This is a genomic window from Paenibacillus xanthanilyticus, assembly GCF_042682185.1.
GTDB classification, from domain to species: Bacteria; Bacillota; Bacilli; order Paenibacillales; family Paenibacillaceae; genus Paenibacillus_Z; species Paenibacillus_Z xanthanilyticus.
In genome coordinates, this window is record NZ_JBHUHA010000001.1 from 2508911 (window position 1) to 2527209 (window position 18299).

The 18299-nt window shown below is 62.3% G+C and carries 13 protein-coding genes and 1 pseudogene; 2 read left to right on the forward strand and 12 right to left on the reverse strand.

Going from position 1 to position 18299, the window contains the following annotated elements; all coding sequences use genetic code 11:
* Positions 1–27: 27 nt before the first annotated feature.
* Entirely contained in the window at positions 28–969 is a 942-nt protein-coding gene (locus ACFSKT_RS10615; protein WP_377722708.1) for a LysM peptidoglycan-binding domain-containing protein, read from the reverse strand.
* A gap of 187 nt (positions 970–1156) precedes the next feature.
* On the opposite strand from ACFSKT_RS10615, the gene ACFSKT_RS10620 reads away from it, so the two are divergent.
* Positions 1157–2368 carry an MFS transporter gene (locus ACFSKT_RS10620; RefSeq protein ID WP_377722709.1) on the forward strand — a complete coding sequence of 404 codons (1212 nt, stop codon included), beginning with the start codon at positions 1157–1159 and terminating at the stop codon, positions 2366–2368.
* A gap of 110 nt (positions 2369–2478) precedes the next feature.
* On the opposite strand, the gene ACFSKT_RS10625 is transcribed toward ACFSKT_RS10620, so the two are convergent.
* The 11 genes and pseudogenes from ACFSKT_RS10625 to ACFSKT_RS10675 all read right to left on the reverse strand — a co-directional run bounded on the left by ACFSKT_RS10625 (position 2479) and on the right by ACFSKT_RS10675 (position 16997).
* Positions 2479–4338: a glycoside hydrolase family 30 beta sandwich domain-containing protein gene (locus ACFSKT_RS10625; protein WP_377722710.1), complete on the reverse strand. Its 1860-nt coding sequence runs from the start codon at positions 4336–4338 to the stop codon at positions 2479–2481.
* A gap of 248 nt (positions 4339–4586) precedes the next feature.
* A complete protein-coding gene (locus tag ACFSKT_RS10630; protein ID WP_377722711.1) occupies positions 4587–5822 on the reverse strand; it encodes an ATP-binding protein in 1236 nt (411 codons plus the stop codon).
* A 40-nt stretch (positions 5823–5862) separates the two neighbouring features.
* Positions 5863–7668, reverse strand: a complete 1806-nt coding sequence (locus ACFSKT_RS10635) for an ABC transporter substrate-binding protein (RefSeq protein ID WP_377722712.1) — start codon at positions 7666–7668, stop codon at positions 5863–5865.
* 296 nt (positions 7669–7964) lie between these two features.
* Positions 7965–9602, reverse strand: a complete 1638-nt coding sequence (locus ACFSKT_RS10640) for a glycoside hydrolase family 43 protein (protein WP_377722874.1) — start codon at positions 9600–9602, stop codon at positions 7965–7967.
* Positions 9603–9610: 8 nt separating this feature from the next.
* Positions 9611–10075: a pectinesterase family protein gene (locus tag ACFSKT_RS10645; RefSeq protein ID WP_377776332.1), complete on the reverse strand. Its 465-nt coding sequence runs from the start codon at positions 10073–10075 to the stop codon at positions 9611–9613.
* Positions 10074–10649 (reverse strand): annotated as a pseudogene (locus ACFSKT_RS10650) (pectinesterase family protein); the annotation flags it as partial. The pseudogene ACFSKT_RS10650 and the gene ACFSKT_RS10645, both read right to left, overlap by 2 nt.
* A gap of 48 nt (positions 10650–10697) precedes the next feature.
* Positions 10698–11552 (reverse strand): dienelactone hydrolase family protein, encoded by an 855-nt coding sequence (locus ACFSKT_RS10655; RefSeq protein WP_377722875.1) that lies wholly within the window; start codon positions 11550–11552, stop codon positions 10698–10700.
* A gap of 125 nt (positions 11553–11677) precedes the next feature.
* Complete coding sequence (locus ACFSKT_RS10660; RefSeq protein ID WP_377722714.1) at positions 11678–13096, reverse strand: glycoside hydrolase family 28 protein; 1419 nt, start codon at positions 13094–13096, stop codon at positions 11678–11680.
* Complete coding sequence (locus tag ACFSKT_RS10665) at positions 13093–14241, reverse strand: glycoside hydrolase family 88/105 protein (protein ID WP_377722715.1); 1149 nt, start codon at positions 14239–14241, stop codon at positions 13093–13095. The genes ACFSKT_RS10660 and ACFSKT_RS10665 overlap by 4 nt, the downstream gene beginning before the upstream one ends.
* 89 nt (positions 14242–14330) lie before the next feature.
* Positions 14331–15896, reverse strand: coding sequence for an extracellular solute-binding protein (locus tag ACFSKT_RS10670; RefSeq protein ID WP_377722716.1), 1566 nt, complete (start codon positions 15894–15896; stop codon positions 14331–14333).
* 135 nt (positions 15897–16031) lie between these two features.
* Positions 16032–16997, reverse strand: a complete 966-nt coding sequence (locus ACFSKT_RS10675; protein WP_377722717.1) for an ABC transporter permease — start codon at positions 16995–16997, stop codon at positions 16032–16034.
* A 290-nt stretch (positions 16998–17287) separates the two neighbouring features.
* Between ACFSKT_RS10675 and ACFSKT_RS10680 the strand changes: the two genes are divergently transcribed.
* Positions 17288–18169, forward strand: coding sequence for a carbohydrate ABC transporter permease (locus tag ACFSKT_RS10680; RefSeq protein ID WP_377722718.1), 882 nt, complete (start codon positions 17288–17290; stop codon positions 18167–18169).
* Positions 18170–18299: the final 130 nt, after the last annotated feature.

Here is an 18299-nt window from a genome sequence, read left to right on the forward strand (position 1 = left end):
CGTTTTACCGAAATCGGCTGCAACTCGTTAAGACTTCGGCGGAATCTTCAGCTTGGTGCCGACCTTGACGTCGTCCCCGTCGCCGAGCTGGTTGTACGCGGCGATCTTCTTCGCGTAGCTGTTGGACCCGAAATAGGTCCGGGAAATGCTGTACAGCGTATCGCCTTCTTTCACCGTATGCACAACGGCTGCTCCCGAGGATGCGGGCTTGTCCGAGCTGCTCGTATCGCCGTCTTGCGACTTCGACAACGCCGGGATCACAATAATGGTTCCGGCCGTCAGTTCCGCGTCCTTGCTCAGCTTGTTGCGCGACGCGATGTCGCCGACATGCGATTTCGAGCCGTAGAACAGCTGCGAGAGCCGATATAGCGTGTCGCCCTTGCGCACCGTGTAGGAATACGGGAGCGCCACCTTCGAGTAGTCTGTCGTCGCGGGCTTGGCCGTCGCGACCGGCTTAGCCGTCGTCGGCTCCGGCTCAATGTCCGTCTTCCCCTCGCTTGCTACCGGCTCGTCCGCAGCCGACGAAGGCGTCTCTACCGCTGCGTTCCCGGCCTCGCTTGCATCGTCCACGCCTGTTCCCATGTCCGTACCCATTGACGGAGATTCGTCGTCTCCGCCAAGCCCCGCACCTTCCTGGGCTCCGTCCCCCACCGTGCCGTCCACGCCGTCCACGCCGCCTGCCGGTGCCGAATCCGCGCCTTCCTCCGCTGGGTCTGCCGCTTCTCCCTCGCCGCCCTCTGAGGCGGCCGAGGGTTCATTGACCGCTCCGGCATCGGCGCTTTCGCCGGCCGTCTGCTGCAAGACGTCCTCGGGGCCGTTCGGCGATAACGTCAGGGTATATACAAGTCCGCCGAAAATAATCAAGGCCAGAAAGCAAACGAGGATCATCTGGGGCGGTGCAGGCGTTTTGTTCTTCTTGCTCCGCGCCGATCTCGGCTGGAGGCCGCTGCTTGGCTGATTTGCGTTCAACGTTCGATCATCCTTTCCCCTAGTAAATCGCTTCTCTAGACATTATTCTACTATATTTGCCCATCTCGAATCGAATCTCCTGAAAAATCAGGCCGCTAGCCCTAGTCGGCGTCGAATGCCGCCTGCTCTATTGCTGCTAAATAATGGTATAATAGCCGCATGAGATTCGAAGAGGAGGACGCTTGTCATGAGGCTCGGAATAGGAACGGCCGCTCGCGGCGATCTCGCCCGGTTCGTACGGATGAAAGGAACCCGGCCGCTCGTGGCCGGTATGCTTTGCTATGGGGTCGGAACCGGCATCTTAGCCCCGATGAACGCCATTTATTTGCGGGAGCAGATCGGCCTCGCCAAAGGAGAGATCGCCGCGGTCTTCGCGATCGCCCTGCTGCTCAACATGGTCGCCACGCTTATCGCGGGCATCTATGGCGATCGCATGCGGAATCGCAAGACGCTCCCGCTCGTCGCTTCCGCAGCTTGCATGGCCGGCCTGCTGCTGTACATGCGGGCGGATAGTTTCGGCTCGGCCCTGGCGGGGATGGCGCTTGCGACTTCGCCGTCCGGGCTGATTCTCGGCCAGCTGTACGCCCTGGCCAGAAACCGCTTTACGCGGGAAGCGGCCGACCTCGTCGAGATGGCGCTGCTCTGGCTGCGGGCGACGTTCAGCGTCGGCTTCTTCGGCGGGCTTTTACTGGGGGCGAATCTTTATCTGGTCACATCGTTCCAAGGGGTGTTGTGGGGGAATTTGGCCGGATACGCCTGCTTGTTCCTCCTGCTCGCACGGTACAAACCTGCCGCGGATGAAGGTTCCAAGCCGGCGGCAAAGCCGGCGGGCGAGCCGTTCTCGGCGTGGATGCTCGCCGCGCTGCTGCTGCTCGGCTGCGGGGACGCGATCCGAGGCTTGTATTTGCCGCTGGTCGTCAACCAATTATTTGGGCAAGCGGAGATCATGTCGTACTTATGGAGCGTGCAGGCCGTCTTTGAGCTGCTCTTCATGACGGTGACCGGTTACTGGGCCATGCGCTACGGGAGCAAGCGCGTCATTCTGCTCGGGAGCTTGTTCGGCCTGATCAGCTATGTCGTGTACGCGAGCGGCCCCCCGCTGCCGCTGTTTTTTCTCGTGCAGCCGCTGCATTCCTTCTATGTATCCATCTTCTACGGCGTCGCGATGGGGTACGTCCAGCGCATGTTCATCGCGCGCGCCGGGTTCGGCGCCAGCTTGTACGTCTTGATCACCCAGGCGGCGACCATGATCGGCTACGTGTTCCCCCTCGCGATCAAAGGCATATCGCCGTCGATCTTCCTCATCGCCGTCGCGCTCGTGTTAACCGCGATCCTCTGCATGATCAAGAGCGGACTGGGCGGACCGGGGACGGGCGCTTCGCTGGAATTAAAAGGGTGACTAGCCCTCCCGGATGCAGACGCTGCTTATACGCCGCTTACCTCCATACGAAGAAGGGGCCGGCAACCGCCGGCCCCTTCTTCATTTAAAATCCCATACATTGCCGGCCTTTACGGCGCGCTCGCGATCGCGAACTGCTCCCAGCCGCCCGCCGTTGCCCGGTTCGCGTACAGCACCGGCGACGCCAGGTTAAGGTCCGCCGTGACATACTGGTTGTTCGCCGCCGAACGCAGCGTTGTCACCCCGCCCGCGTCGGCGCGGTAGAACTTCTCCCACGTCCCGATCGCGGTCGAGGCGGCGATCAGCCGCCCGCCGTTGTTCAGGTCGGCCATCACGTACTTATTGTTGGTCACCGCCTGCAGGGACACCGTGCCGTCGCTGTTCGAGACGAGCCGGAACTTCTCCCAGTCGCCGACGGCCGTCCGGTTCGCCACGAGCGGATCGGCGCCCGCGTTGTCCGCGCTGACGAAGCTGCCGTTGGCGCTCGCTTTCAAGCTGACCGCGCCGGCTGTGCCGCTTCCGCCGTTATTGTTCCATTTGAAGGTGACGGCCGAGTTGGCTTTGAGCGTATACGAGATTTTTTGCCCGTTCCAGACAAGCTTGAACGAGTTGCTCGCGCTGCCGTGGTTGAAGACGACGATCGCCTTGGAGCCGTCCGGATTCTTGAACGCGACGTGATCGAGCGTGCCGCCGTTATAGCCCGTGGAAGCAATGCGATGGGCGCCCGGCACGACGAATTTGCTGAAATGGCCGATTGCGTAATATTGATCGTTGTATGTGACGCTGTCCATCGCCTCGGAACGAATGGTCACGGTGCCCCAGTTGATGCTGTTCGGCAGGACGGTCGGTCCGTTGTTCTGATCCAACGCCAAATTCCAGAGGATATACGACTTCGACCAGTTGCGCGGCACGGCGATCATCTCCCGCATCATGCCGTTGAAGCTCGGATTCCAGGAGCCGTAGCCGCCCTCCGTGAACCAGATGTCCTTGTTCGGATATTTGTCGTGAATGGTCGTCATCGCGGAAGGGGTGCCGCCGTAATGGTGGTACGCGGTTCCCGCCACGTAGCTGTTTACAGCCGGGTCGGCCAGCGCCTGATCCGGGAAGGATACGTTGTCCCAGTTGAAGTCGTACGCCATGATTTTCGTGCCGAGTCCCGCATTGCGCATCGCCGGACCGAGGTTGTTCTTGATGAAATTGTTGTGGTCGGAGATCGACATGTACGTCGTCGGGTAATCCTTGATTTGCAAGCCCGGCTCGTTCACCGGACTGATCGCGTAGATCGGAATGCCTTGGCCTTGGTACGCTTGAATGAATTTGATTAAGTAGTTCGCATACGCTCCGTAATATTGCGGATCCAAGTAGCCGGTCGCCATCGGGTGGACGGCGTCGGGGAACTGGCCCTTCTTCATCCAGCCCGGCGGGCTCCACGCCGCCGCCATCACCTTGAGGTTCGGGTTGACGCCGCGCGCCTGCTTCACCATCGGGACGATGTACGGCATATCCCGGGCGATCGAGAAGTTGTTCATCGCGGTGTCGCCGGCCGTCTCGTTATAGCTGTAGATTTCCCAGTTGAAGTCCGACGCCCCGATCGTCTGGCGCAGCAGGCTGAGCCCGATGCCGGTCTGGCCGAACAGCTTCTCCATCACCTCGGCCCGCTTCGCCGACGTCAGCTTGTAGTTCAGCAGCCAAGCCGAAGCATCGGTGATCGAAGCGCCGAAGCCGTCCATCTGCTGGTACTGGGTATTCTCGTCGACGACGATCGAGGTGCCGGCCGCCCCGTCGTCGGGACCGAACGTGAGATTGGCCTGCTTGGCCAATCGCGTCCCCGTGCTCAGATCGGTCAGCCATACCTCGGCCGACTCGTTCGCGGCGATCGCCGGAGCCGGCGCCGCCGTCGTCAGCAGCACAACTGCTGCCCCGCAGCCCGCAAGCGCTTTCATAAATGCGGATCGCAAATGCTTGTTCATGAAGATCCTCCTCTTTTCGCGCGGTTCTCATCCCGCAAGATTCTTGAAATCGATTACAATTCCATGCAGCACACGCGTACGCCCACCTCCTTTGAACCCCAGTGTACCCCGCGGCCAGAAAGAAAAATAGGACCCATTTTTAAGGGGAGGTGCCGTTTTTTCGGGAGAAGGGCTCCGCCCGGTCATGCCGTCGATCAAGCTGGGCAAACCAAAACAACTGCCGCAATGCGGCAGCTGTCTTCCTTCGCTTATTCAGCTGGCTGCCCCTCGATACGCGGCAGGCGCACGGTCACTTCCGTCCCGCCTCCATATTCGCTCTCGACCTTCATGGTCCCGCCGAACTGCTTGACGATCTGGTAACAGACGATCATGCCTAGTCCCGTCCCCGTCTCCTTCAGCGAATAGAACGGCGAACCGATCCGCTCCAGCTGCTCCGGCGTCATCCCGACCCCCTCGTCCTTGACCTGGATCAAGGCGCTGTCCCCGTCTGGTCTGCAGCTTAATTCGATTACGCCGCCTTCCGGCATCGATTCGATCGCATTCTTGAGCAAATTGATGACGAGCTGGCCGAATTGCTGCCGGTTGACGCTTGCCTTGCAGCCCGATAGCGCGAGCGTCCGAATCGATACCCCTTGATGGGCCGCATAAGGCTGCATCACGTTCGCGGCCCGGTCCAGCTCGTGCGCCAGCTCCGCGACGCCGCGTTCGGCCGAAGCTGGCTTGCCGAAGGAGAGATAATCGCCGATGACCGCGTTCGCCCGGTCCAGCTCGCCGATCGACAACCGGATGTACTGCTTCTTCTTCTCGGGGAGTGCCGGGTCGTCCAGCAGTTGGAGGAACCCTCTGGTCGTCTGCATCGGATTGCGGATTTCGTGCGCGAACAGGCTCGTCAGCTCGCTGATCGTCCGCAGCCGCTCGGCTTCCATTCGCACGAACTGAACCTCATGGACGAAGTCGTTCAACCGTATCGCGACCCACGTGGTGAACAGCACGCATAGGAGCTGGATCGCTTGAACCTTCAAGCTGTCGAGCGCGAAGCCGCGCAGCAGCATCGACCATCCGATGCCGGCGAAGCAATAAAAGCTCGCGAGCGAGCAGCCGATCAGAACTCTGCGCTGCAGATCGCCCTTCAAGAACGCCCGCCGAAACAGCACCATGGGCGGTATGCCGCACAGCGCCGTCAGCAGCGTCGTATAGAAGCCGATATCCAAGCCCAAGTATAGACGGAACGACAGCAGCAGCGCCGTCAGCGCGAGTCCCGTTCCGGGTCCGCCGTAGAGGAAGCCGAGCAGCAGCGGAATAATGCGGATGTCGAGCCTGAATTGTATCCCATAATTAACCGGGAACGTCATGCACGCCACGAGCGCAATGCCCCATAAGACCGTCATTATCGTTCTCTTGTTCTTCTCCCACGGCATCTGATGGCCGAACACGGGCATGGCGATCAGCGCGATTTGCAATAAAAAATCCTTGATGACGTTCATCGATCCGGGTGCCCTTCCTCTTGATAGTCTTGTATGCCGCTCATTCCGCCTGCTCCATCCACACATCCTTGAAGTCGATCCAGCCGAGCGCGTTCAACCGCACGACCCCGCGCACCGATGGGTGCAGCAGCGTGTTCAGCCTTCGATGGTACAGGAACACGACGCACGCTTCCTCGCGCAGCCGGCTCTCGATGCCGCGGAAGATCCGGCGGCGCGCGTCCGAGGATTCCGCCGCTAGCGCCTCGTCGATCCGGCCCGTAATCCACGCCATCCGTTCCGGGTCCAAATAGCGCTTCAGCGTGGCGGACTCATGCTCGTACGTCTCGATCTCGCACACCTCGTCCTCGGCGAGCACGATGTTCATGATCGTGCCGTCCGCGTCTTCGTCCTGCGCGCCGCAAATACCGCCGGGCGGCACGACGAGCTCGGTCCGGATGCCCCAGCGGCCGAGCCGCTCGCATATCCAGCTGGCGTCCAGCTTATGCTTCTCGTGAACCGACAGGCGGAAAGGCTCGCCGTCATAGGCGGCGCCGAGCAGCGCGTCGCGGATGTCGGCCTCGCCGAAGTCGGGCGGCTCGTAGGCGCTGCTCGTCTCGGGACAGAATCCGTAGGCCGGCATCGCCCGGTCCCCGCCGATCTCGGCGATCATGTCGCCCGCGTCCAGAATCATCCGCACCGCCTGGCGGAAGCGCTCGCTGCGCTGCGGACCCGAACGCCTAAGGTTCATGCTCAGCATCGTGCTTCCCCGGCAGAGCTGCTCGATGTTCTGCCAACTATCCGTCGCTTCGCCGTACGGATCGGCATCGTCTTCATGCCGGTCCGCCGGCACGCCGAAGGATTCGGAACGGCAATAATCCGGCATCACGATCATGTCGACGCGGTCAAGATAGGGACGGCCTTGAAAATAGTCCGGATTCGCCTCCAGCCGGATGCGGCAAGCCGGGCCTGGCGCGAGGCGAAACGGCCCTGTTCCGGACGGCTGTCCCCTCCATTCGCCGGTCTCTGCTGGTCCACCCGAACCGGCTTGCATAATTGAGGCGGCCGCCGAACAGACGAAACGGTCGAAGATGCGGTTCGGCCGAAGCAAGCGGAACCGGACGACCAGCGCCCCCGCGGTCTCGATCGCCGCGACGCCGCGCATGAGCCACCGGTTGCTCGTGGCGCCGCGCAGCCGGTCGAACGTGTAGCGGACGTCGGCTGCGGTTAATTCCCGCCCGTCATGGAACCGCACGCCTTTGCGCAAATAGAAGGTCCACTCGGTCGCGTCCGCACCGGACGTCCAATGATGCGCGAGCCCGCCGACGATCCGCCTGCCTTCCGCGTCGTAATGCAGCAGCCGGTCGAACACTTGGCGGATGATTTGCGCGTCCATGGCGTAATAGAGCTCGGCCGGATCGAACGTGCTCGTCTGCTGATTGACCGGGAAGACAAGCGCGTCCATCGCCCGCCCCTCTTCGCCGATCGCTTCCTTCCGGTAGCCGAACTGGCCGTTCAGCCAATCCAGGAAGCGTTCCCTTGTCTCCTGTCCCTGCCCGAACGTCTCCAACAGATCGAACGCCAGCTTGTAGTCGCCGGTCTCCGCCTGGCCGCGCGCGACCTCGAGCAGATACGCTTCCTGGTCTTTACGAAAAACAATCTGCGACCGATTGCCTCGGCCAAGCCCCGGCCGCCACTCGATCAGCCTCTCTTCCTCCAGCTTCCGCACGATAAGACGCGCATTGCGCGCGGTGCAGAACAGCGCCGCCGCGATATCGTCCAGCGTGGCTTCGATCGGGACGCCGGCGGCGACGTCCGGCGAGAATCGGTTATATAAGGCCAAATATCGTTCCGTCGTCAATAGCTGCACGGTGAGCCCTCCCATGCGTCGGATCACAAAATAAGCGAAATTTCATTTACGAGAGTATACACGCTTTATCCTCTTCTGAACAGTACATGTTGCACCGCAGGCGCGCCGTCTCGGCGTACGAGCAGGGGGAGAATATCGAAGCCAACAGGCAGGCGCCCGTCTGCCCCGGATTCCCTTGAGGCCGATAACGCCGAACGGCGCCGCGGGGTTCGAGCCCGCGGCGCCGTTCGACTGCCATTACTATTTGTTCTCCGCCATCGTTTGCCCGCACAGCCTGCGCGCATTCAGACTCCCGACTACGCCCGCCCTTCGTAGCGGAACGCCGCGAAATCGGCATGACTGCCGCCGGTGCGGTACATGTCGTGCGCGGCGATGCCGATGAAGTTGCCGGTGAAGCCACCGCTCAGGAAGTCGATCGCGAGCTCCTCGCCGAGCGGCTGCCAGGCCTCGCCGTCCAGGCGGCAGGAGAACCTCGCTTGGATGCCGTCGCCCTCCACGGCGAGACTAACTTCCCCGCCGCCCGGCACCAAGACGGCATCCGGCAGCAGCGTGAAGACGTCGGATGCGCAGCGCATGAGCCGGACGACGCGCCCCTGCCGCTCGTCGCGGGTGACGCAGGCATACACATAATTCTCGTCATTCAAATAGAGCAGCAGACCGGCCATCTGCAAATAGGAGGTCGGCGCGTAATCCAGCGTCGTCTCGGCCCGGAAGCGCAGCTCCGTCTGGCGAATGGCGACCATATGATGGCGGAATAACGTCTGCGGCGACTCGCCGGCCGTGATTCTCAAGTAGCCCGGACGCGCCGCCAGCGTGCACCAGCTCTCGTCCCGCAAGATTCGCAGCGTATTCCAATTTCGGTGCAGGGCCGGCCCGTCGAAGCGGTCCTCGAACAGGCAAGGCGCATGCGCGGACGGCAATTCCTTCGCGGCGCCCGCATCTGCGGCATTCGCGCTGCCGGCCGGAGCCGGCGCCTCGAGCAGCGGCAGCTTGCCGCCGCCATACAGGCGGAGCCAGCCGTCCTCGGTCCATTCCACCTTCTGGATCGCGGTCTCCCGGCCGAGTATCGCGTATTGGCCCTCCACGGGCCGCGTGCACAGATGCGCCATATACCAGTCGCCCTCCGGCGTCTCGACCAGACTGCCGTGACCCGCGCATTGCAGCGGCCAGTCCGGCCTGTCGCTGGCGGTCATCATCGGGAAATCCGGATCGATCTCGTAAGGCCCCGCCAGTTGGCGCGAACGCGCGACCGTCACGGCATGCCCCGTGCCCGTGCCGCCCTCGGCGGTGATGAGGTAATACCAGCCATCCCTTTTGTAAATATGCGGAGCTTCCGTCTTCGCCAGATGCGTGCCGTCGAACAGCTTCGCCGGCTCGCCGATCAGCGTCTGCCCGATCGGGTCGTATTCCTGGATGACGATGCCGGCCGACTTGTTGCTCGTCTCGAGCCGGTAATCCCAAATCTCGTTCAGCAGCCACTTGCGGCCGTCATCGTCATGGAACAAGGACGGATCGAAGCCGCTGCTGTTCAGATAGACCGGCTCGGACCACGGGCCGTCCAGAGACGGCGCGGTAATCAGGTAGTTGTGGCTGTCCTTGAAAGGACGCCTTGTGCTTTTCACGTCGGTGTAAACCAGGTAGTAAAGCCCGTCGCGCCAGCTCAGCTGCGGCGCCCAAATGCTGCCGTTCTTCGGATTGCCGCGCAGATCGACCTGATCCGTCAGCAAATCCGCGCGATGCGTCCAGCTGTTCAAATCGGCGGATTCGTACACCCGCACGCCAGGCAGCCACTCGAAGGACGACACCGCGATCAGGTATTTTCCTTCCGCGCGCAGCAGATAAGGATCCGGGTTAAAGCCGCGCAGCACCGGGTTGGCAATGACGCCCCTTCCTTCCGCAGTGTTCGCGATGCCGGCGGTCGTTTGCTCGTTCATCTCGCTCATCAGACTCCCTTCATCGTAAGAAATGCGCTGTCCCGAAACAGAACCTCCGCCGCCAATCCGGCCGGGATTCGGTCCGTCCGAAAACCGAAGCCGTCCTTCCCCGGCGGAACATCCGCCGGCGGTTCATCGGACCGTCCGTCCACCTGGTAACCGGGACGATCTGCCGAACGATCTGCCAATGGCTCGACGAGCGAGCGGCAGCCGAATTCCCGGTACCGGACCGTGGCGCGGGCATGCGGCTTCTCCCAATCGTCCCAGCGGTCCGGATGCAGCGGCGCGCCATACAGAGAGCCGGCCCAATCGGTCTTGGCCGCGTCCCGCCACGGCCGGCCGAGATAGACGGGCGCCGCTCCCGCCTCCGCCGTCAGCAGGCAATCGCGGAACACGTAGCCATGCTCCCGGCCCGCCGGGGTAGAAGCCGCCGTGACGTAGACCGGCCCCCCCGCCGCTGCGCTTGCGGGCATGAAGATGGCAGCGCTCGAACAGAGCCGTCGCCCCGCCGAATATAAAATCGACCGTGCCTTCGATCCGGCAGTCGACGTAACGCTGGCGGCAGCGTGCGTGACGCTCCCGGATCGGAATGCCGCCGAAGGGCTTCCCTTCCATCGACATCTCCGGGAGCGGGCCGGTGCACACCGTGTCCTGGTAGCCTAGAAACGTGCAGTTGCGGAACACCGCTTCGTCACAGTGGGCGTACAGCGCCACCGCCTGGCCGACGAGGTCGCCGCAGCCGGCCGCGTTCTCAACCGTCACGTTCGCAAGCTCCACCCGGCAACCGCCCAGGAACAGCGTCGCCGTGCCGAACGTGCCGAGCGGCTCGCCCCGTTCATCCGGCTGACGGGCGGACAACCGGCCGCGGATGATGACCTCTCCGATCCCGACGATGCGAAGGTCCGAGCGATAGACGCGCACGCTCTCCTCGTAGACGCCGGGCAGAATCGTCAGCGTGTCCGCCGAGGCGGGCCCGCGTCGCTCCAGCTCGTCGACCGCCGCTTGAATGGTGGCGTAATCGCAGCCGGGATAAGGCCCAACAAGCATATGCGATGCTCCTTCCTTCTCTTGCGGCCATGCCTTGCTCTCCCGCAGCTACAGATGCTCGCGCAAAAACCGCTGCCAGCGCGCCCGCATCTCCGCCGTCTCTCGATGGCCGCCGCCTCCGATGACCGACTGCCAGCTGCCGGCCGCGCCCGCTTCCGCATATGTCTCCCGAAGTCCCGCGTCCAGCAGCTGCACGCCTTCGAGCGGACAGAGACGGTCGCTCCGGCCGTTCAAGCTCATCCGCGGCCTCGGCGCGATCAGCCGCTGAATATCGAGCGTGGCGAACGCTTGCAGCAGACCGGGTACATACGAATACAAGCCGTGATGATCAAGCCCTCGCTTCATAATGAGCGTCTCCGCGTCCACTTGACCGCAAATATCGACGACGACGCGGATGCGCGTATCGACCGCGGCCAGCCACCAGGCCATGAGGCCGCCCATCGACATGCCGAGCGTGCCGATGCGCGACGCGTCGATATCCTCGCGCGATGCCATCGCGTCCGCAAGTCGGAGCGTGTCCTCGACCATCAGTCCCCACAGCACCTTGCCCTGCCAGAGCAGCTCCTTGAACAGCTCGCTCTCCGTCCGGCCGCCGCGGTCGCCGAACAGGCGCATATCCATGCAGCATGCCGCGTACCCCATCCCCGTGAGCGCTTCGGCGTACGAGGGCTGCTGCAAATACGAGCTGCTCACGGTCATCTCGCGCCGTCCCCGCTCGTAATCCCCGCCGTGCGAATGATTCACGATGACGAGCGGGAACGGTCCTTCGCCTTGGAGCGGCAGCGCCACATCGACCGGGGCGAGCTCCCCGTCCCCGACCTCGAGCAGCAGTGTATCGAGCCGATAACCCGTGCGCGTCTCGCTGCGCAGCAGCTCGAGCCGCGGTTCGGGCAAGCTGCTCAGCCGGTCCTGCCCGGCCGGAGAACCGCCCGCAAGTCCTGTCGCTCCCGCACGTCCGCTCGCGTCATGCGCGTCCCGATCGGATCGGCTCGCAATGCCAAGCAGCCGAAGCAGCTCTGCCCGCCGGCTCAAGACGGCTCCCCGCCGCCGGCAGCCTGCGAGCCCGCCGCGATCTCCGCTTGCGTCGTCTCTGCGGCGATCCCGTCGCCGCGCGCTCCCTCCGCCCGCTGGACGAGCGGCTCCGGCTTGCGCGTCCGCACGGACCGGCAGCCGTCGAGCTCTACGCCCTCGGCATGCTCCAAATAGAAGGCCGGCCCGTCGTGATCCTCCACCGTCACCTTGCTGAACCGGATATCCCGCACGTTGCCGAGATAGAAGCCGCGCCGGCTCATCTTCGGAATGCCGTCCATCATCGCCGGGTATTCCGGCTCGGGATCCTTCGCCATGGAGATGTCGATGTTATCGAACGTGATCTCGCTGATGTACTGCTCGGCGAGGCCGTAGAGGAAGCCGGCCGAAGCGCGCACGCCGCGAGCAGTAATCCCGCTGAAATGAATCCGCCGGAAGCACGGCGTCTCTTCCGTGACTGGGTACGGATTTTTGTCCCAGACGTATTTGTCCTTGCCTTTGGGGCCGCAGAAGTAATATAGCTTCAGAATGAACGGGCAAATAACGTCCTCCATCACGATGTTGCTGACCCGAATGTCTTCCACGATGCCGCCGCGCCCGCGCCTCGACTTGAGCCGAATGCCACGATCGGTGCCCATGAAGACGCAGTTCGAGATGGTCACCCGGCGGATGCTGCCGCTCATCTCGCTGCCGAGCACGACGCCGCCGTGCCCGTGCACCATCGTGCAGCCCGTGATCGTGATATTCTCGCACGGAATCCGCTCGGCCGTATCCTCCGTCCCCGCCTTGATCGCGATGCAATCGTCGCCGACGTCGATATGACAGCCGCTAATACGCACGTTGCGGCACGACTCGGGGTTGATGCCGTCCGTGTTCGGCGAATCCGCCGGATTATAGATGCTGAGGTTGTCGATCGTCACGTCCTCGCACTCGATCGGATTGACCGTCCAGCTCGGGCTGTTCACGAGCGTCAGATCGCGCAGCGTCACGCGGCGGCACCGATCGAAGCTGATCAGCTTCGGCCGCGGGAAAGCGAGCGCCTCCCGCCGTTCCCGGTGCAGCTTCCACCACGGCTCGCCTTGTCCGTCCAGCTTGCCGAAGCCGGTGACGGCGACGTTCGTCAGGTCCGATCCGTAGATGCACGACGCGTAGACAGGCCGGCGTACGCCTTCCCAGCGGGAGTCGACCGGCGCGTAATCGGCCGGATCGTTGCTGAAGGCGATCACCGCGCCCGGCGACAGGTGCAGCTCCACGTGGCTGCGCATGCGAATCGGTCCGCTCAGGAAGGTGCCGGCGGGCACGACGACCGTACCGCCGCCCGCCGCGGAGGCCGCTTCAATGGCGGCCGCGAACGCGCCGGTCGCCAGCTCCGAGCCGCCCGCGACCGCGCCGTAGTCGGCGATGTTGTAGATCGTCATGCCTTGCCCGCCTCCCCCGCAGCCGCCGGTACCGCTCGGCCATGCTCGTATTCCGCGCATGCCTGCAGGAATGCCCCGACCCCCTTGAGATCGTTCGCGATGATCGGTTCGCTGATGTAATACGCGTACGTCCCGTCGCGGCGGTCCGCGCCGCCGAGACCCGCCACCTGGCAGTTCTTGTTCAGGTTGATCCAGCCTTCCTTCGTCTCCAGCACGAACTCCGCGATGAGGCCGGCGAAGGCATGCTCCAGCGTCTCGTTCCATGCCGGATCCAGCACGCCGAGGCGCAGCCCCTTGGCGATGGCCAGCGTGATCATGGACGACGCCGACGCCTCGAGATAATTGCCCTTGCGACCCGCTTGATCCAACACCTGATACCACGCGCCCGATTCGGCGTCCTGCACGTTGCGAAGCGCCGTCAGCGTGTCCCGGAGAATTCGCTCCAGCTCCTTGCGGTCCTTATGGCTCTCCGGCAGCAGCTCCAGCACGTCGGCCAGCGCCATGACGAACCAGCCCATCGAACGCCCCCAGAAGCTCGGCGACAGGCCGGTCGCCGGATCGGCCCACGGCTGCTCGCGCTTCTCATCCCAGGCATGGTAGAGCAGCCCCGTCCGCGCGTCGCGCGTATGCTTCTCGCACAGGATGAACTGCTTCGTCACGTCATCAAGCCCTTCGCCGTTCTCGAACGTCAGCAGGTAATCGAGATAGAACGGCGCCCCCATATACAAGCCATCCAGCCAAATTTGGTACGGATAGATCTGCTTGTGCCAGAAAGCGCCCTCCGCCGTCCGCGGATGCGTGCGCAGCTGGTCCCGGAGAGAGGATGCCGCCAGCTTATACTTCTCCTCGCCGGTCTCGCGCCACAGGTCGATCAGCAGCTTGCCGTTGTTGATATGGTCGATGTTGTATTCGTCCGCCCGGTAGCCGCGAATAGCGCCGTCCTCGCCGACGAACGCGTCCATATTGTCTTGGATGTAACGGAAATACCGCTCGTCGCCCGTGAACGTCCACATCTGCCGAAAGCCCCTCAGCACGACGCCGTAATCATAGGACCACTTGCCTCCGTACCCCTTGTCTTCGCCCAGGCGCGGCGTGCGCGCCATGATCGTCTCCGCCGTGCGGACCGCCCATTTCGATCGCTCCATAATAACCTCCTCGTTCTCGTAAGGAGGTCCTGCCCGCACCCATCGAGCTGCGGGCGGGCAGGACCCTCTCCATGACGAAAGTCTGTTCGTTAACCTTGCACCTTGGCGAAAGCCGCTTCATATTCGCTGATGACGCTCGCGCCGCCGGACTTCTTCCAGTTCTCGACCGCCGCCTTGAAATCGTCCAGCGTCGCTTTGCCGAGAATGTACTTATATGTCGCGTCGGTAATGATCTTCTGCAGCTCGGATCCCTGCGAGGACCACGTCGGCGCTTCCAGCGAGTAGAACGGATTCAGCACCGCGTATTTCGCGTTGTCCGCGATCAGCTTGTCGGCTTCCTTCTTGAGCGGGTCCGCGTCGTGAATCTTGTAGCCGACCTCCTTCGGCCGGGACGCGGCGAATGGCTGCACCTCCTGCTGCCACAGATCGGTGTTGCTGATCGTGACGGCTTGCTCGGCGTCCTTCGTATAGTGCGTGCCTTCGATGCCATACGTCATCAGGGCGTACGCCTCTTCGCTCATCAGATCGTTGACGAACTGCAGGACGCGCTTCAGCTCGGCTTCGTCCTTCACCTCCGAACGAGGGAACGAGAGCAGGCCGCCGATGCCGTTGTTGCCGCTCCAGATCGCGCGCTGCTGACCCGGCGCCGTCATGTCGTTCACCATGACGAGCTGCATGTTGTCCTGCACGCCTTTGGCCATGTTAAGCAGGTTCTTGCTGTCGAACAGGGCGCCGACGTAGATGCCCGCCTTGCCTTGGGCGAACTTCTGCTGCTGGTCCGTCTTGGCCGTCACCGCGAAATCCTGGTTAATATAGCCGTTGTCGTACAGCTGCTTCATGTAGTTCATCGTATTGACGTAGCTTTCGGTTTCGAACTCCGCGATCGCCTTGCCGTTCTCTTCCTTCCAGATGTTCGGGGTGCCGAAATAGGAGCCGAGCGTCTTGAACGCGCCGAATACCAAGTCGCTGCGGTCGACGAAGCCCGTCGTATCCTTTTGCCCGTTGCCGTCCGGATCCTGCTCCGTGAACGCCTTGGCGACGTTCATCAGCTCGTCGGTCGTCTTCGGCACCGGCAGCTTCAGCTTATCGAGCCAATCCTTGCGGATGACGACCCCGTTGCGCGCCATCGCCTTCTGGAACGGGATGCCGTACAGCTTGCCTTCGATCGAAGCCGAGGTGCGCGTATCCTGGGAGATCTGGCTTAAATTCTCGAACTCGTCGAGGAACGGACCCACGTCCCAGAACATGCCGGACTTCAGCGCGCTGCGCACAGAGGAGTTGTCCAGAATCGTCAGGGTCACGATATCCGCCAGCGAGTCGGAGGCGAGCGACGTATTGATGCGCTCCTCCTTGGAGGCGTCCGGCACCCAGGAGAAGGTGAGATCGGTATTGGTCAGCTCCTCGATCTTGTTCAGCACCGTATCGGTCGGCGGCGAGGCGGTATGCAGGATATTCAGCCAGGTGATCTTGGCCTTCTCCGCTTGCTTGTCGCCCGCATTCGCGCCATTCGCGGCCCCGGTCGCCCCGTTGTTCGTCTTGGCCGGCTCGGCCGAGTTGCCGTTGCCGCCGGAATTGCCGCCATCGCCGCAAGCGCTGAGCAGCATCGCGCTGCCGAGCAGCAGGGCCGCCGTTTGCTTCCATGTTCTCTTCGTCATCGTTTACATTCCCCCTTGATCGAATAAACGTCCTTATGTCCTGTCATGCCGTCGTGTTCATGCTATCTTCCTCCCGACAGGTGTCGGCCTACGGGTTGAATTCGAGATGATCGCGCAACCAAGCGCGTTCAGCTTTTAATACACGCCGTCCTCGCCCATCTTCTTCGCCAGCTTGTTCGAGAGCATGACGAGAATGAGGCCGACCAGTCCTTTGAACAAGCCGACGGTCGTGCTGTAGCTGAGCTGGCCGTTCTTGAGGCCCGCCGTGTAAATGTACGTATCGAAAATTTCCGCCACCTCGCGGTTGAGCGAGTTGAGCAGCAGGTACATATGCTCGAACCCGAGGTCGAGCGTGCTGCCGATCTTCAAGATGAGCAGCGTGATGATGACCGGACGGATCGCGGGCAGCGTGACGTGCCACATTTTCCGCAGACGGCCCGCCCCGTCCATCTCCGCCGCCTCGTAGAGCTGCGGGTCGACGACCGTGATCGCCGAGATGAAGATGATGGTCGACCAGCCGAGCTCCTTCCAAATGATCTGGCCGATGTACATCGTGCGCAGCCACTCCGCCGAGGTGAGAAAGTTGATCTTCGCGAAGCCCATGGCGGCCAGCAGCTCGTTGACGACCCCGCCGTCCACCGTCAGGAACACGTAGCAGATCGAGACGATGATGACCCAGGAGAGGAAGTGCGGAATGTAGATGATCGTCTGCACCGCGCCCTTGAAGAACCGATGCCGGACCTCGTTGAGCATCAGCGCCAATATAATCGGCAGCGGGAAGAAAAAGACGATGTTCATGAAGAACAGCACGAGCGTGTTGCGCAGCAGCATCCAAAACGTCGGTTCGGTGAACAGGCGCTCGAAATGCTTGAAGCCGACCCACGGGCTATCCTTGACGCCGAGGAAAGGCTGGTAATCCTGGAACGCGATGACGAGTCCGCCCATCGGCAAATACTTGAACGCGATAAAAAATAGGAAGCCGGGGAGTATCATCAAATAGAGCAGCTTGTTGCGCCGGATCTCCTTCCAGGGGATGGCGACTCTCTTCTTGCGGTTGCGGGCAGGCGAGAGTGAGACCTGCGTCGCGACGGTTTCCTGCATTCGTAATTCCTCCTTGTAAGCGCTGCCTTTCATGTCCTCATCGTAGAGCGTCCGAGGCGTTCCGTACATAATCATTAGTACACGAACCACCGCGAAGCCCGTCGTTGCAACGTTTTGGACACGCGCATCTGGGCTGATGACAACCGCCTAAGCTGATGATTATCGCCCCCGGATCGCCGCTTCCGCCCCTTGCAAGTCCTCCCGGGGGAACACCTCGGCTGCGGATTATATACGGAATGCGAGGGGCTTGGTACAGTCGAGATATCTCACATCCCAAGGAGGACAACCGCATGTCGACATCTCGCCAACGATCGTCCGCGGGCAGCCGGCTGTTCCACGCCGCGAACAATACGGCCTTAACGCTGATCGCCCTTATTTGCCTGGTTCCGTTTCTGAATGTATTCGCAAGCTCGTTCGCATCCACGCAGGAGGTCGTCGCCAAGAAATTCATTTTATTCCCGACGACGTTCTCGCTCGATGCTTACCGGTACGTGCTCTCCACGCCGACCCTCTTCAAGGGACTTGCCGTCTCGATCGGCGTCACCGTCGTCGGCACGGTCGTCAGCATGGCGCTGACCGCCCTCATGGCGTACGGCCTGTCCCGCAAATATTTGTACGGCCGTGATTTCATCAATTTCGTCGTCGTCTTCTCCATGCTGTTCAGCGGGGGGATGATCCCGACCTTCCTCGTCGTCAAATATTTCGGCCTCATCGATTCGTATTGGTCGATGATCGTGCCCGTGGCGATCAACGCCTTCAATCTCATCATCATGCGCAACTTCTTCCAGGCGCTGCCGGAGGGACTGGAAGAATCGGCCAAAATCGACGGCTCGAACGACTTCGGCGTCTTCTTCCGCATCATGCTGCCGCTGGCCATCCCATCGATCGCGACGATCTCCCTGTTCTATGCGGTCACGTATTGGAACACGTACATGAACGCGATTCTCTACATTATGGATTCCGCCAAATGGCCGATCCAGGTGCTGCTGCGCCAGATCGTGCTCGTCTCGAGCGGCATGCAGGCCGAAGGTACCTCGGTCGACGTCATCCCGCCCGCGCAGACGATCAAGATGGCCGTCATCGTCGTCGCCACGCTCCCGATGCTCATCGCGTATCCGTTCGTGCAGAAGCATTTCGTGAAGGGCGCGCTCCTCGGGGCGGTCAAGGGGTGACTGATGTCGCTCCCCCTTTCCCCTCCGCCGAGGGGACTCCCGTTTTTTCGCCTCCCCCCACCCCCTCCGCCGAGGGGGCTCCAAAGGGCTCTGCCCTCTGGACTCCCTTTTCGTGCTGACGACATGGGTT